The organism is Pedobacter terrae, assembly GCF_900100705.1.
Taxonomy (GTDB): domain Bacteria; phylum Bacteroidota; class Bacteroidia; order Sphingobacteriales; family Sphingobacteriaceae; genus Pedobacter; species Pedobacter terrae.
On sequence record NZ_FNCH01000008.1, the window covers coordinates 157,369 to 172,836 of the forward strand.

General features: G+C 39.6%; 10 protein-coding genes. 3 read left to right on the top strand and 7 right to left on the bottom strand.

All coding sequences use genetic code 11. The annotated features are described in order from the left end of the window. Positions 1 to 118 precede the first annotated feature (118 nt). Positions 119 to 577 (top strand): type I restriction enzyme HsdR N-terminal domain-containing protein, encoded by a 459-nt coding sequence (locus tag BLR60_RS12145; protein WP_090500152.1) that lies wholly within the window; start codon positions 119 to 121, stop codon positions 575 to 577. A 314-nt stretch (positions 578 to 891) separates the two neighbouring features. Here the strand turns inward: BLR60_RS12145 and BLR60_RS12150 are convergent, their stop codons facing one another. From BLR60_RS12150 to BLR60_RS12180, 7 genes are all read right to left on the bottom strand, one after another. Further along, on the bottom strand, positions 892 to 2,085 hold the full coding sequence (locus BLR60_RS12150) for a Gfo/Idh/MocA family protein (RefSeq protein ID WP_090500154.1): 1,194 nt from the start codon (positions 2,083 to 2,085) through the stop codon (positions 892 to 894). Positions 2,086 to 2,336: 251 nt separating this feature from the next. Next, complete coding sequence (locus BLR60_RS12155; protein ID WP_090500156.1) at positions 2,337 to 3,701, bottom strand: 3-keto-disaccharide hydrolase; 1,365 nt, start codon at positions 3,699 to 3,701, stop codon at positions 2,337 to 2,339. Positions 3,702 to 3,797: 96 nt separating this feature from the next. After that, the gene (locus BLR60_RS12160) at positions 3,798 to 5,153 is read right to left on the bottom strand and encodes a Gfo/Idh/MocA family protein (protein ID WP_090500158.1); all 1,356 of its coding nucleotides are present in this window, start codon (positions 5,151 to 5,153) and stop codon (positions 3,798 to 3,800) included. 248 nt (positions 5,154 to 5,401) lie between these two features. Further along, a complete protein-coding gene (locus BLR60_RS12165; RefSeq protein WP_090500160.1) occupies positions 5,402 to 8,068 on the bottom strand; it encodes a valine--tRNA ligase in 2,667 nt (888 codons plus the stop codon). A gap of 266 nt (positions 8,069 to 8,334) precedes the next feature. Continuing rightward, positions 8,335 to 8,970 carry a Uma2 family endonuclease gene (locus BLR60_RS12170; protein ID WP_090500162.1) on the bottom strand — a complete coding sequence of 212 codons (636 nt, stop codon included), beginning with the start codon at positions 8,968 to 8,970 and terminating at the stop codon, positions 8,335 to 8,337. A gap of 46 nt (positions 8,971 to 9,016) precedes the next feature. Next, entirely contained in the window at positions 9,017 to 9,649 is a 633-nt protein-coding gene (locus tag BLR60_RS12175; protein ID WP_090500164.1) for a Uma2 family endonuclease, read from the bottom strand. 141 nt (positions 9,650 to 9,790) lie between these two features. After that, the gene (locus BLR60_RS12180; RefSeq protein WP_090500166.1) at positions 9,791 to 11,779 is read right to left on the bottom strand and encodes a heavy metal translocating P-type ATPase; all 1,989 of its coding nucleotides are present in this window, start codon (positions 11,777 to 11,779) and stop codon (positions 9,791 to 9,793) included. Between the two features lie 360 nt (positions 11,780 to 12,139). Between BLR60_RS12180 and BLR60_RS12185 the strand changes: the two genes are divergently transcribed. Beyond that, on the top strand, positions 12,140 to 14,173 hold the full coding sequence (locus BLR60_RS12185) for a M13 family metallopeptidase (protein ID WP_090500168.1): 2,034 nt from the start codon (positions 12,140 to 12,142) through the stop codon (positions 14,171 to 14,173). 462 nt (positions 14,174 to 14,635) lie between these two features. After that, positions 14,636 to 15,436 carry a DUF2625 domain-containing protein gene (locus BLR60_RS12190; RefSeq protein ID WP_208600628.1) on the top strand — a complete coding sequence of 267 codons (801 nt, stop codon included), beginning with the start codon at positions 14,636 to 14,638 and terminating at the stop codon, positions 15,434 to 15,436. Positions 15,437 to 15,468 lie beyond the last annotated feature (32 nt).

Below are 15,468 nucleotides of genomic sequence, written 5' to 3' on the forward strand. Positions count from 1 at the left end.
TTGTTATATGCTATATTGTTAATTGTAAACTGCCGATTGCAAATTGCAAACTGCAAACTGAAAACCGAAAACTGCCAACTAAAAGCTGCCAACTGAAAACTGCCAACTGAAAACTGAAATGTTCACTCCTACCCCGCTTAACCTTCCTCCGTACCCATTTAAAATTACCAAAAAAGATGGTGTGGTTTTTATTTTCGACGAGTTGAGGAAGAAACACCTGGTGCTTACGCCCGAGGAATGGGTTCGTCAACATTTAATACAGCATTTGATTTTAGAAAAGAAATTTCCGCGTACATTAATTCAGATTGAAGGTGGTTTGGTGTTAAACCAACTGCAAAAACGAAGTGATATTTTGGTTTACAATACTGCTGGTGAAAAGCTGATGCTCATTGAATGTAAGGCACCAAAGGTAAAAATTACACCATCGGTTTTTGAGCAGGCCTCTCGTTATAATTCGATTCACCAGGCCAGGTGGATTGTGCTAACTAACGGTTTGCAGCATGTTTACGCAAAGATGGATACGAAAAAAGGCAGCTTTAAATTTGTAGAAGAAATGCCGGAATATTTGGAGCTGTAGTTTAAATTATTAAAAACCGGAGAATAAAATCCGTCATTCCCAGCCTGACTGAGAATCGATGCCCTAGCTGGGTTCAAATGGTTGGACCTACGACACTATAACTTTATTTCGCTTAAGATTCCCTTTTTCAAGGGAATGACGATTCTACCTAAAGAAAATCCTTCATCTCGACTGAAGCGCAGCGGAATGCCTGCCCGTACAGGCGGGGAGATATCTACCCTGACAGATTTAGCTTCGCTGAGCCTTCGGGTTCTCGACTACGTTGCACTCCGCTCGAAATGACGATATTTTCCGGATGGAACAGATGACAATTATTAAATACTATACTCTTTCTTCCAAACCTGTTTAGTACCGCTATAAATCGCCTCGTTACACATGGCTACACATATAGCCGCCTGGGTCCCGGTATTGATGTTGGACGCGGGTTCTTTCTTAGTGGCAATCGAGATATAAAATTCATCAAGCGCATAATTTGTTCCATCTATAGTGGCTTTATCTAAAATCGGGATTCCACCGTCTTTATTGACCACAATTTTTGTCGCCCCGGTTACACCATCCACAATATCCAATTCTTTTTTGGTACGTTCTTCAGGGTAAAATAAACCAGTATTGGTCAGCAAAGAAACCGAGCCCTTTGTACCTTTTATTTTAAATAGGTAACCATCATGGGCATTGCCACAAGTGGCCCCGAAGTTACCAATCATGCCCTTTTCCTGATAACGTAATACGGCCTGAATGTTATCATAAGTTTCCCTACCATCTTTAAAAACATCTATCCCTCCCGATCCCATAATTTCATTGGGTTGAGTTTCGAAGGCCCAGTTGATAAAATCGATCTGGTGCGAGAGTAGTTCGGCAGCTAATCCGCCGGAATATTCTTTGTACATCCTCCAGTTGATTTTTCTTTCCAAAGCAGGATCTGGAACAGCCCTGCGCCAATTGCCATTACGGTCCCAACGACAATCGATCTGGCTAACCTTACCCAAGTAACCACTCTGGATCATCTCTTTTACCTTAAAGTACAATGGCGAATAACGGTATTGATAACCCACCTGAAAAACCTGATTAGGGTGTTGTTTAACAAGCTTTTTAAGCTCAAGTGCCTCGGTAATATCGTAAGTCATGGTTTTTTCTACGTACACATGTTTACCGGCCAGCACGGCATCTTTTGCAATGCGGAAATGCTCACTTAAAGGTGTAGCGATAAAAACCGCGTCGATTGTTTTATCGTCTAAAACTTTCTGGTAATCTTTTACGGCTTTGGCTTCAGCAGGAACATATTTTTCAGCTTCCTTAAGTCTGAAATCGAGGAGATCGCAATAAGCTTTAATTTTATATTTTGCAGGCATAGACTTAATTACCGACAAAACGCCTTTTCCGCGATCGCCACAACCAATCATGGCCACATTAATGATTTCATCGGCTATTAAACTGGCGAAGGCCTGACTGCCGAAAAGCAAACCGGAGCCCACTAGAGCTGATGTTTTAACAAAGGATCGACGATGCATGATATGTTAATATTTTATTTTTTTAATCGTAAATATATTTGACTACAGATTCGCACAGATAACTTGAACTCGATCATTAATATTGGCTTAAAAAAGTCCTCTGCGGGTACTTTTAACTCACGGTCGTCACCCTGAATTTATTTCAGGGTCTATCTAACAAGAAAGATGCTGAAATAAATTCAGCATGACGATCGCGTTAGAAAAGGAGGCTAAAAACTAATCAAAAAATATAAATATTAATCGAACTCGGGTTATAAAGTCTTGATTTTAATCGTCCTGAAATCTACTTTATTGCCATGGTCTTGTAGAAGGATATGTCCTTTCGGCGCTTCACCAAAATTTTTCCAGTCTTTATATTTACTAATGGCAACCAGTTTTTTAAACTCTTCTGATCCACGCGTATATTCTAACACTTTAACTCCATTTAAATAGTGTTCTACCTTATTATTAGGATAAACCACCACACGGCCATTGTTCCAGCTGCCGATTGGCCGTAGATAACGGGCTTCTTTTTTCGAAGTCATTAAATCGTATAAAGATGCCAGCGTTCGGTTTCCATCTCTGCCCAATTTTGCATCAGGGTGTAATTCGTCATCTAAAACCTGGTATTCCAGGCCAATGGCCGAACCCTTGTTATTCTCGCTCAGGGTAACAAAATATTTCACCCCGCTATTGGCTCCCGGTGTCAGCTTAAACTCGAACGATAAATCAAAAGCAGCGTATTCATCCTTGGTTACAATATCGCCTCCATTGGTCGATTCTGCACCGCCCGAAGGTTCAACGCTGATGATACCATCGGCAATTTTCCATCCTTTGGCCGGGAAAGCAGTTTTATAGGCACCAACCCAGCCTGCATTGCTTTTACCATCAAATAACAGTTTATACCCTTCCGATTTTTCATAAGCAGATAAGGCATTTGGCGTTAAGTTAACTGTGTAAATACCTTTTGAAAAAGCTTTGGCTTTTAAGCCTTCTGTTTGGATATTAATATTTTTAAAATAAACTTTCTTACCATCATTATCAAGATTATTGCCAATACCATGAACCTGCAAACCAATAAAGCCAGATTTATCCAAGGTATCTATTACATAAGCAACGGGCGTTCCGTTTACCCAGGTTTTGGTTTCATTACCGATACATTCTATCCTGTAATGGTTAAATTCATTCTTTTTGTACAATGGCCTGGCCGATGGGTTAAGCTCTAAAGGATAAAGCCATAACCTTCTGGCTTCATCATAAATTCCGCCTGTCCATGCTCTTGGTGTAGGGTCTATTTCTACCTGCCGGCCAAAAACCAGCCCTTTACCACCGTTCCCTTCGGGTTTAATATGGCTACGGGTCTGGATGCCAGAATTGGTCGTTTCCCCTTCCAGTTTTACATCCAGTTCTAAAATAAAATCGCCATATTCTTTTTCGGTAATCAAAAATGAATTGGGTGTGCCTTTGGTCATCGTTCCCACGATCATTCCATCTTCCACCTGGTATGGAGCAACACCTGCAACGGCTTTCCAACCCGTTAGCGTTTTACCATCAAACAATGGTTTTGCTTTTTGGGCAGCAACTGATAAACTGATTAGCGAAAGCGCCAGAATACTATATTTTTTAAAATTTAACATGATAAGTTTTTCTTGCAGTCATTGCGGGGAAGAATGATGAAACCATCTTTTTGCTAAATAGATGACTATGTACCTCGCAATGACGATATTTTTATTTTAATACTTGAATACTTTTCCGTTTGCGATTACTTCTTGTTTACCTTCATCGAAAACTGCTTTTGCACCGGTACGCACCGCAGCATTGGTCATGATGTTGGCAATAGAATGCGAATAACCGGCTTCGACAGGGGCATTCGGTGTTTTACGGCTGCGCACACATTCCATCCAGTTGCGCATGTGGCCAGAGGTTAAGGCGTCACCGCCCATATTGGCACCGGTTGCGGCTTTAATTTCGGTTTTACTTAAATCAAATTCAGGCAAAAGATTGGCTTTCAATCCCATGGCTGCAGCTTCTTTTTCCCTTAATCCCCCTTTTGGTGATACTTTATTGGTCATCAGGTTGAGTTCGCCACCGTTAGAGTAATACACCTCGCCTACATCGCCCACACTATTCTGCATTCTGGAAGTAAAAGTAACCTGGAAACCATCGGTAGTATCCGGCTGACCATAATCGAATACGGCAACCATCGAATCCCAGTTTCTACGTCCATCTTTCCAGGTGTAAATACCTCCGTTTGCGACTACACTCCGCGGATGTTTTAAATTGGTAAACCAATGTACTGTATCAATCTGGTGGCTCATCCATTGTCCGGGCATGCCTGATGAATAGGGCCAGAATAATCTATATTCCAGATATTTTCTTGGGTCAAAAGCCTCGTTAGGGCGATTTAACAAAAACCGTTTCCAATCAATATCTTCTTCCTTTAGTTTAGCTACTAAATCTGGTCTGCGCCATCTGCCTGGCTGGTTTACATTCCAGACCAGATCTACTGCGGTGATTGGTCCAAATTTACCATCTTGTATAAATTTTGCAGCATTGATGTAATTTTCTCCACTTCTTCTTTGCGAGCCAATCTGCACAATCTGTTTGCTGGCTTTCACAGCTTTAAATGCAGCCTTGGCATCATCCATGGTCTCGGCAAAAGGCTTTTCTACATAGGCATCACAATTGGCTTTTACGGCTTCAACGGTATGTAGCGCGTGCTGAAAATCGGCTGTACTGATGATCACGGCATCAAGATCTTTTGTAGCATAAAGCTCATCGTTATTACGGCAAGCTTTAATATCATGCCCAAATTTTCCTTTTAAATGCGCGATTCCTAAATCTCTGCGATAGTTCCAAAGATCGGATAGACCTACAATATCGAAGTTCAGTTCCTTGTTGTGGTTCAGGAAACAAGGCAAAAGGGTGTCTTTAAAGCGATCAGAAAATCCAACAACACCAACACGTACCCGATCATTTGCACCGATGATGCGTCCATAACTTTTGGCGCTCATGCCCATGGTACCGGCATAGGTTGCTGCTGCAAATACTGCTGATTGTTTAATAAATTTTCTTCTGGAATTTTCCATAGAATACAACGGTTTAAATAAGGTTAGATAGGTTTCATGTTAAACGATTTATAGTGTGTTTAACAGCATCCAAATTAGGATTTTAAGTTTAAAAATGGGCGGAGCTTTGGTAACAATTTAGAAAGGAAGGGAGATGGAGGTGTATAACGGAAAATGGGAGTATAAAGAAAATCCCTTTAGAAAAAATCTAAAGGGATTATTTAACACCTATAAGGTTTTGAAAACCTTATAGGTCTGTGAGATTGTTATTAGCCTAAAACCGCTAAACTTTCTTCAATAATTTTGATTTTTGCCTCAGCATCTGCTTTTTTGTTGCGTTCGTTGGCAATAATCTCGGGTTTGGCATTCTGTACAAAACGTTCATTGCTCAACTTGGCATCAACCGACTTCAGGAAACCTTGAAGATAGATTAAATCAGCATTTAAACGCTCACGTTCTGCTTCTACATCAACGTTTTCGGTTAATGGAATAAAGAATTCATCTTTACCTGCCATAAAAGCTGTTGCACCAACAATTTTATCATTTACAATCTCCGCTTCAGATACATTAGCCAGTTTGAAAACGATGTTTAACCATTTGTTATAATCAACATCAGAATTTACCTTAATGCTTAATGGCAACGCTTCTTTAGGCGAAATCTGTTTCTGGTTCCGCACATTTCTGATTTCGGCTACAACAGTCTTAATTACCTCGGCATCTTTTAATAACTGCTCATCAAAAGGCCCGCCTTTCGGAAATTCGGCCACAATACAACAATCCATTTCTGCGCGATCGCCGAACAGATCATCATGCCATAACTCTTCGGTAATAAAAGGCATATTCGGATGCAATAACTTGATGATATTCTCAAAGAATTTAATCGTAGCTTGATAACTCTCCGCATCAATTGGCTGTTGATAAGCAGGTTTAACCATTTCTAAATACCATGCACAGAAATCCTCCCAAACCAACTTATAAGTAATCGTTAATGCTTCAGACAGTCGATATTGCTTAAAGTTGGCTTCAATTTCTACCAAGGCCTCATTAAAGCGGTTTTCGAACCAGGAAATAGCCTGAGTGTTAGGGTTGGTCAGTTTTTCATCCACTTCCCATCCTTTTACCAAACGGAAAGCATTCCAGATTTTACTGGCGAAATTACGGCCTTGCTCACAATAACTTTCATCGAACATTAAATCGTTACCAGCAGGTGAAGACATTAACATCCCTACACGTACTGCATCAGCACCATATTTTTCAATTAATCCGATCGGATCAGGTGAGTTGCCCAGCGATTTAGACATTTTACGGCCTAATTTATCGCGTACAATACCGGTTAAATATACATTCGTAAATGGCTTTTTACCCATAAACTCGTGTCCGGCCATAATCATACGGGCTACCCAGAAAAATAAAATTTCAGGCGCGGTAACCAAATCATTGGTGGGGTAATAATAGTTGATGTCTTTATTTTCAGGATTTTTAAAGCCATCGAAAACCGAAATTGGCCATAACCATGAAGAAAACCACGTATCCATTACATCATCATCCTGCCTTAAAAATGGCTCCAACTGATGTTTAAATCCAGCTTTTTCAGCTTCAGTACCGTTTTCATCCAGATGTTTTTTCCTCCAGAATTCTTCTAATGCCTCATCTTTGGTTTTGGCTACTACCCAATTTCCTTTATCATCATACCAAGCCGGGATTCTTTGCCCCCACCATAACTGACGGCTGATGTTCCAATCGCGCACATTTTCCATCCAGTGGCGGTAGGTGTTTTCAAATTTATTCGGAATCAGGTTTACCTCACCATTCAAAACATCATCCAGTGCTGGCTGAGCCATTTCTTTCATCTTCACAAACCACTGCATGGACAGTTTAGGTTCAATAGCGGCATCGGTACGTTCAGAAAAACCTACCTGCGATTTGTAATCCTCTACTTTCTCTAAATGGCCAGCTTCGTCGAGCATTTTGGCAATTTTTTTACGGGCAACAAATCTATCTTCACCTACTAAGATAACGGCTAGTTCATTTAGCGTTCCATCATCATTTAAAATATCAGTAACAGGCAAATTGTGCTTAACTCCCAGTTCATAATCGTTCAGATCGTGTGCCGGTGTAACTTTTAAACAACCCGTTCCAAATTCGATATCTACATATTCATCCTCAATAACCGGAATTTCGTGGTTAACCAAAGGCACGAAAACCTTTTTACCTTTTAAATGCGTAAAACGCTCATCATTCGGATTAATACAGATCGCCGCATCGGCCATAATCGTTTCCGGACGCGTAGTTGCAATGGTTAAAAACTGATCGTCAGTTCCTGCAATCAGGTATTTAATGTAATATAATTTCTGGTTTACTTCCTTACGGATCACTTCTTCGTCAGAAACAGCAGTTTTACCTGCCGGATCCCAGTTAACCATACGGATTCCGCGGTAAATCCATCCTTTTTTATATAAATGGATAAACGAATCAATCACTGCTTCAGAAAGATCTTCTTCCATCGTGAAACGGGTACGGTCCCAATCGCAACTTGCCCCTAGTTTCTTTAACTGGTCTAAAATAATACCACCGTATTTTTCTTTCCACTCCCAGGCATATTTCAAAAATTCTTCACGCGAAAGATCTTTTTTATCAATTCCCTGCTCCTTTAACATGGCTACCACTTTTGCTTCGGTAGCGATAGAAGCATGGTCAGTTCCAGGTACCCAACAGGCGTTTTTACCTTGCATACGGGCTTTACGGATCAATACATCCTGAATGGTATTATTGAGCATGTGCCCCATGTGCAGTACACCCGTGACGTTTGGCGGCGGAATGACGATGGTGTAAGGTTCGCGCTCATCAGGCTCTGAGTGGAAAAACTTTTTAGATAGCCAATAGCTATACCATTTATCTTCTGTTTCTGCAGGATTGTACTTGGTGGAAATGCTCATGAAAATTGTTATAAAAGCCAAAAATAGCTAATTAAGCGCAAAGCTGAAAGACTAAAGCAGAGAAAGCCGAAAGACTAAGACAGATGAAGTATCGATCTATTTATTTAGGAGATATTGAGTACGAGTTTTTAGCAAGCAAAGCACAGCATTTTATTTACTCTAGCTTTAGTCTGCAATCCAGACTTGAGATTGGGCTACCATATCAATCAGATTTTTAAAAATTAGTCTATACAAAACAAGACTGATCATCTGGTTTCATAGAATCCTTAATCTACATCTTCAAAAACATCATCCAATGCCAGTTCAAAATCTAGTAATACAGTTGACGTAATCTTTTCGCTTAGGGTAAATATTTTAGAGGGCTGAAATTTACCCATTTCATCCAGGGTATAAATCAAAATACTTTTATCACCCTGGCTCACTACCCAGTACTCCTTAACGCCAAATTCTTCATAAACACGATATTTATGAAGTAATTCAGTTTTAGTATTTCCTGGCGATAAAACCTCAACAACTATATCAGGCGCACCTATACAGCCACGGGCATCAATTTTATTGCTATCGCAGATTACGCAAATATCTGGCTGTAAAACAGTAAATATTTCTTTATCATCATTACTTCCTTTTAGAAAACGCACGTCAAATGGAGAGATAAAAACCTTACAAGGATGTTTTTCAAGAAAATTACCTAATCTGCGGTAAATTTTACCCGAAATCAATTGATGAAAACTTGATGGCGCAGGACTCATCTTAAAGATTTTACCTTTAATCAGTTCTACCCTTTCAGGAAAAAGCCAGTTTAAATAGCTGGAATAGCTGTAAGTTAATGATGCATCAAGTTCATTGAACTGCTTAACAGGCTCATCATCGTTTAAAACAGGATATGGAACAGGTTCAGACACAATTCAAGTCACTAAAAAAAGTAGTAGTACAAAAATATTGATGAATTTATAAATCTTCAAAAACATCATCTAATGCCAGTTCAAAACCCGGCAATACAGTTGACGTAATTTTTTCGCTTAGGGTAAATATTTTCGAGGGCTGAAATTTACCCATTTCATCCAGGGTATAAATCAAAATACTTTTATCACTCTGGCTCACCACCCAGTACTCCTTAACGCCAAATTCTTCGTAAACGCGATATTTATGAAGTAATTCAGTTTTAGTATTTCCTGGCGATAAAACCTCGACAACCAAATCAGGCGCACCAATACAGCCACGGGCATCAATTTTATTTCTATCACAAATCACACAAATGTCTGGCTGTAAAACGGTAAATACAGCTTTATCATTATGACTTTCCTTTGGAAAACGAACATCAAATGGCGAGATGTAAACTTTACAAGATTGCTTTTTTAAAAAATTTCCCAGCCTGAGAAATATGTTACCAACAATTTCCTGATGAACGCTAGATGGTGCAGGACTCATCTTAAAGATTTTACCTTTAATCAGTTCTACCCTTTCAGGAAAAAGCCAGTTTAAATAGCTGGCATAGCTGTAAGTTAGTGATGCATCAAGTTCATTGAACTGCTTAACAGGCTCATCATCGTTTAAAACAGGATATGGAACAGGTTCAGACATAACCAAATATACTAATTTTTATAGCAATCCGACTTTCTATTTTTCAACACTTGTTACTTACCATTAAGAGATTAAGGACATAAAGTTTTAGGCAATTCCTTAACTATCTCAATTTTCTTAATGGTAAAAAGTATAAATGTATTAAAACTTAATCTTTTGAATTCTCACCGCATTTAAAATCGCCAAAAGTGCAACACCAACATCGGCAAAAACAGCCTCCCACATGGTGGCTATTCCTCCCGCACCTAAAATTAAAACAATTGCTTTTACCGCAAATGCCAATACGATATTTTGGATCACAACATTTTTGGTGGCCTTGCCTATTTTAACTGCAGTTGCAATTTTAGAAGGCTGATCGGTTTGAATCACTACATCTGCTGTTTCAATAGCAGCATCGCTACCCATTGCGCCCATAGCTATACCAATATCGCTGATCGCCAATACAGGTGTATCGTTAATTCCATCGCCAACAAAAGCCACAACCCTGCTTTTGTCGCTTTTAATTTCTTCGAGTTTCGCTACTTTACCTTCGGGCAATAAATCACCAAAATAAGTGTCGATTCCTAAATTTGAGGCTACTTTTTTAACGATTGAGGTTTTATCACCACTTAACATCACCACCTGTTTTATTCCGTTTTCGTGAAGTTGTTTGATGGCTTCAGCGGCATCTTCTTTTATTTCGTCTGCAATTAGAACATAACCAACATATTTCTGGTCGATAGCAACCACAACGATACTTTCTTCAATTGATGCAATTTCGGGATCAAAATTTATATTAAATTTCTCCAAAAGTTTAACATTACCCGCTAAAACCTCCCTACCATTAACCATGCCCTTTAAACCCATCCCGGCAATTTCCTCCATGTTTTCGGCGTGATGAATTTCTTTCTGGCCTGCATAGGCTACAATAGCCTTAGCAATGGGATGGGTAGATTTGGCTTCTACAGCTGTCAATAAGTTTAAAAAATCTGTTTCATCTATCTTACTTTCTACTTTCTGAACATTAAAAACACCTTTTGTTAAGGTTCCTGTTTTATCCATGACAACAGTGTTGAGCCTAGTAATTAAATCAAGAAAATTAGAGCCTTTAAAAAGAATGCCATTTGATGATGCCGCACCAATTCCCCCGAAATAACCCAACGGGATTGAAATGACCAAAGCACACGGGCAGGATATAACCAGGAAAACCAACGAACGATACAACCAGGTCTGGAAGTGATATTCGCTTCCTAAAACCAAAATTGGAATAGTAATCAGCCCAAGGGCCAAAAAGAAAACAATCGGCGTATATATTTTTGCAAACTTGCGGATAAAAAGTTCTGTTTTAGCTTTACGTGTAGTGGCATTTTGAACCATTTCTAGTATGCGCGACAATGCACTATCGGCAAAGGCTTTGGTAACTTTAACTTCGACTACTTTATCCAAATTAAGCATCCCGGCCAAAATTGGCTCACCCTTATTAATCGTGCGCGGTTTGCTTTCGCCGGTTAAAGCAGCAGTGTTAAAACTGCTTTTATCACTGATCAATTCTCCATCTAAAGGGATCTTCTCCCCGGCCTTTACCTGTATCGTTTCGCCAATTTCTACCTGTTCAGGATTAATATCTTCATATTTTCCGTTGCGAAATACATGAGCCACTTCTGCCCGAACATCAAGCAATGCCTTAATATTTCTTTTAGCACGGTTTACAGCAGCCATCTGAAATAACTCACCAATAGTGTAGAAAAGCATAACCGTTACCCCTTCCGGATACTCGCCAATAGCAAAAGCGCCAATGGTAGCGATAGACATTAGAGAGAATTCGGTAAAGAAATCTTTGGCCTTAAATGTTTCCCAAACCTCGCGTAAAACCGGAATACCAACCGGTAAATAAGCCACGATATACCAATAAGGGCGAATGACGTGAAATGCCGGAACCTTAAAAACATTATCGAAGGCAATTCCAATCAAGAGCATAACCAATGTTATAATGGCTGGCAAATAAGTTTTAAAGGCTGATGGATCTCCTCCATGATCATGATCATGTCCGTCGCCTTCTTCATGCGCGTGATCATGGTGATGGGTATGTTTTGGTCCGGAATGTACTTTACTGCTGCAACAGCTATCTTCTTTATCGTGTGAATGGCTCATTTATACAATATTCTAGGACATCATTTGCTTAACATCTCCAATACTTCAAAGTTTTTGAAAAACTACGAGATTGGATAAGCACTTCAAATTTATGGAAAATAATATGCTTTATTCCGAATCATTCTTGATAGCAATAATTTTTACAAGTGCACAATAAATTTTGTTAAAAAATGTTAATAGTGGTATAAAAGATTTAAAATCATGAAATCTATCAAAATTCCTTTTTCAGCATCTAACTTGATCAGGCGGCTTGGCTTAGCAAAAATCTACTACTGGTTTAACAAGTAATATTCTTAATATATAACACCAGTATTAATTAGTATTTCATAAATTTCGCATCATTATTAACTTATTAAGCGAATGAAATACCAAAATTTGAAAAGATGTTTTGCGGCGCTGGGTATAGTCGCTGCTGGCTTTTCTGCAAATGCACAAACAAAAAAATTTATCGACCCTGCCAACATGGATTTATCCGTTAAGCCAGGCGACGATTTCTACACCTACGCAAGTGGCACATGGATAAAAAATAATCCGGTTCCTGCTAAAGAAACCCGCTGGGGTTCATTTAACGAACTTCGCGATTTCAACATCAATGCCGTTAAATCTTTAGTGGAAGACGCAGCTGCCGATAAATCTGCATCTTCAGGGTCGGTTAAGCGTAGGGTTGGCGATTTTTATTCAGCCGCCATGGATAGCGCAACCATCGAAAAATTGGGTTATACACCAATAAAAGCTGATTTAGCAAAAATTAAGCAAATCAAAAACGTTCAGGATGTACTTGATCAGGTAGCTTACATGCGCACCAACGGTTTGGGTGGCGGAATGTTCGGTTTGGGCGTTGGCCAGGACCGTAAGAATGTAAACAAATACATGGTAAATATTAGTCAGGGTGGAACGACACTTCCCGACCGTGATTATTACCTGAAAGATGATGCGCGAAGCGTGAAGATCCGCGATGCTTACAACACCTACATGGTTACTTTATTTACCTTAACAGGAAGTACAGCTGAAGAAGCCAGGCAAAAAGCAGCAACCGTTTATAAAATTGAAAAGCAATTTGCTGAAGCGCAGATGAGCCGTTTGGAAATGCGCGATCCTTACGCTACTTATAACAAGCTTACCGTTGCCGAACTGAACCAAAAAACACCAGACATTAACTGGGCAACCTATTTACCTAAATTCAAAATCAAAAATCAAGATACCGTTCTGGTTTCATCGCCTAAGTTTATGGCAAGCCTGGATGGAATGTTGAAATCAGTTCCGGTTGAAGACTGGAAAACCTATTTGGAATGGAACATTTTAAAAGGTTCTGCTTCTAGTTTAAGTTCTCCGTTTGTAAAAGCGAGTTTTGCTTTCACACAGGCGCAAACCGGGCAGAAAGTACAAACACCGCGTTGGCAACGCATGTCATCTTTAACAGATGGCACCATTGGCGAACTATTAGGTCAGCTTTATGTGGCCAAATACTTTAAGCCGGAAGCTAAAGAACGGATGAACCAGATGATCGTGAACCTGCGTAAAGCATTCGAGATCAGGATTAATGGTTTGGAGTGGATGAGTCCTGAAACCAAACAAAAGGCCTTGGCTAAGTTAAATGCATTTACGCCAAAAGTAGGTTATCCTGAAAAGTGGAAAAACTACGATGGTTTAGTGATTAATAAGGATACTTATTTCCAAAATTTACGAAATGCAAGTATTTGGGGGTATAATGAGATGGTTACTCAGTTAGGCAAACCAGTTGATCGTAAACGCTTTGGAATGACTCCTCCAACGGTTAATGCTTACTATAGCCCAACCTTAAATGAAATTGTTTTCCCTGCTGGTATTTTACAGTTTCCTTTCTTCGACCCAAATGCTGATGATGCCGTTAATTATGGTGGAATAGGCGCGGTAATCGGTCACGAAATGAGCCATGGTTTTGATGACAGCGGAAGTCAATATGATGCAGCCGGTAACCTAAAAAACTGGTGGACCGCTGAAGACAAGGCTAAATTTGATGCCAAAACCAAAGCTTTGGGTGAGCAGTTTGATGCTTACACCGTTTTAGATACCGTTCATGTGATTGGTAAATTAACCATGGGTGAAAACATTGGTGATTTAGGCGGTTTAAATGCGGCTTACACGGCTTTCAAAATGACCAAACAAGGGCAAAGCAAGGAGAAAATTGATGGTTTTACACCAGATCAGCGTTTCTTCCTGGCTTGGGCACAGGTATGGAGAGGTAATATTTTGCCTGAAAGTGCTGCTCAGTTAATTAAAACAGATCCACATTCTCCGGGTCCGTTCCGTACCATTGGTGCTCCCGTAAATATGGATGCCTGGTATGAAGCGTTTGATGTTAAACCTGGAGATAAGCTATATAAAAAACCAGAAGACAGGATTAGGATGTGGTAATTTTGAGGTAGAGGGTTAAAAAGGTGGAGGGTGTAAGGCCTTGGTTTTCTTCCGCCCAACGATAAAGTTTAATTATTATATCACCATCAATATTGTGAGCGTTCCGATATTTTCGGGACGCTTTTTTTTAGCTATGTATCGGCTTTTACCAACTCCATCCCTGACCTGGTTCGTGTCGCCACAAACCAGATTTAGGTAACCGTCAGATGTTTCCGTCTGACCCTACAGATCAATTCGACCTGCCCGGTTTCATCTCATCACAAACAAAAGCAATTGGTATTGATGATTTTCCTCGTGTAGAATGATAACATCCAACACCACTGTCATTCCAGGTGCCGTGGTTCGTGTCGCCACGAATCAATAATTTAATTCAATGCTTTATCTAAATCAAAAATTAATCCTGCTCATTTCAGCAATTCTTAATTATCATCCTATCTTTGAAAAAACATAAGTACTTTATCCATGAAAAGCACAATTTCCTACCTCTTTATCTTTGCCTTATCCTTATTTTCTCTCACAGGTTCTGCTCAGGAAAATAATTTGATCAGTCTTGAGAAATTAATCAATAAAACAGATCCTGCATGGCCGTTGGTGAAAAAATGGATTGATTCGGCAAAAAACAAGGTGGAAATACTACCCGTTGATTCTGCAAAGGCAAAAGAGGTTTTATATCACTCACAAATGACGACCTATGCCACACTTGGTTCGGTAATTTACAATACCGGAGGCATTATGGTCGATAACGGCTGGATTAGAATTTTAGGTTCTGGCAGCGAAAGATTAAGCAGAGATGTAGCCGATTGGAATAAAGGAAAAACCTTAAAAGAATATGGAGATAACATGCCCTATCTTTTAATTGCAGATGATGCTGTAGGTGGTTTTTTTGCCATTAATTACGGTGGTTTGGGCAAAGACATCAAAAACGTGTATTACCTTGAACCAAACACGCTTACCTGGCAACCGCTTGGCGCTGGCTATGGCGAATTCCTTGTGTTCTGTTTTGACAGTGATCTGTCTAAATTTTATAAAGGACTACGTTGGAACAGCTGGGACCAGTTTATTGCCAATTTGGATGGCACCAAAACCTATAGTTTCCGCCCTTATTTATGGGAAGAAGGAACAGACATTAATAAATGTACGCGAAAACTGGTTGGAATTGAAGAAATGTACCGCTTTAATATCATGAAGTCGAAAGAGCTTAATGCTGACAAAGGCATCAAAAAAGACGAAACTAAAAAAGAGGAAACTAAAAACGAGCAATAAATCGCTGTTTACAAAACAATTCGATGTCTGAT

Coding starts and splice junctions, on each gene's coding strand:
- BLR60_RS12150 (WP_090500154.1), bottom strand. CDS start 2,085: ATGCATCGTCGATCCTTTGTTAAAACATCAGCTCTAGTGGGCTCCGGT.
- BLR60_RS12175 (WP_090500164.1), bottom strand. CDS start 9,649: ATGTCTGAACCTGTTCCATATCCTGTTTTAAACGATGATGAGCCTGTT.
- BLR60_RS12165 (WP_090500160.1), bottom strand. CDS start 8,068: ATGAGCATTTCCACCAAGTACAATCCTGCAGAAACAGAAGATAAATGG.
- BLR60_RS12185 (WP_090500168.1), top strand. CDS start 12,140: ATGAAATACCAAAATTTGAAAAGATGTTTTGCGGCGCTGGGTATAGTC.
- BLR60_RS12190 (WP_208600628.1), top strand. CDS start 14,636: ATGAAAAGCACAATTTCCTACCTCTTTATCTTTGCCTTATCCTTATTT.
- BLR60_RS12160 (WP_090500158.1), bottom strand. CDS start 5,153: ATGGAAAATTCCAGAAGAAAATTTATTAAACAATCAGCAGTATTTGCA.
- BLR60_RS12145 (WP_090500152.1), top strand. CDS start 119: ATGTTCACTCCTACCCCGCTTAACCTTCCTCCGTACCCATTTAAAATT.
- BLR60_RS12155 (WP_090500156.1), bottom strand. CDS start 3,701: ATGTTAAATTTTAAAAAATATAGTATTCTGGCGCTTTCGCTAATCAGT.
- BLR60_RS12180 (WP_090500166.1), bottom strand. CDS start 11,779: ATGAGCCATTCACACGATAAAGAAGATAGCTGTTGCAGCAGTAAAGTA.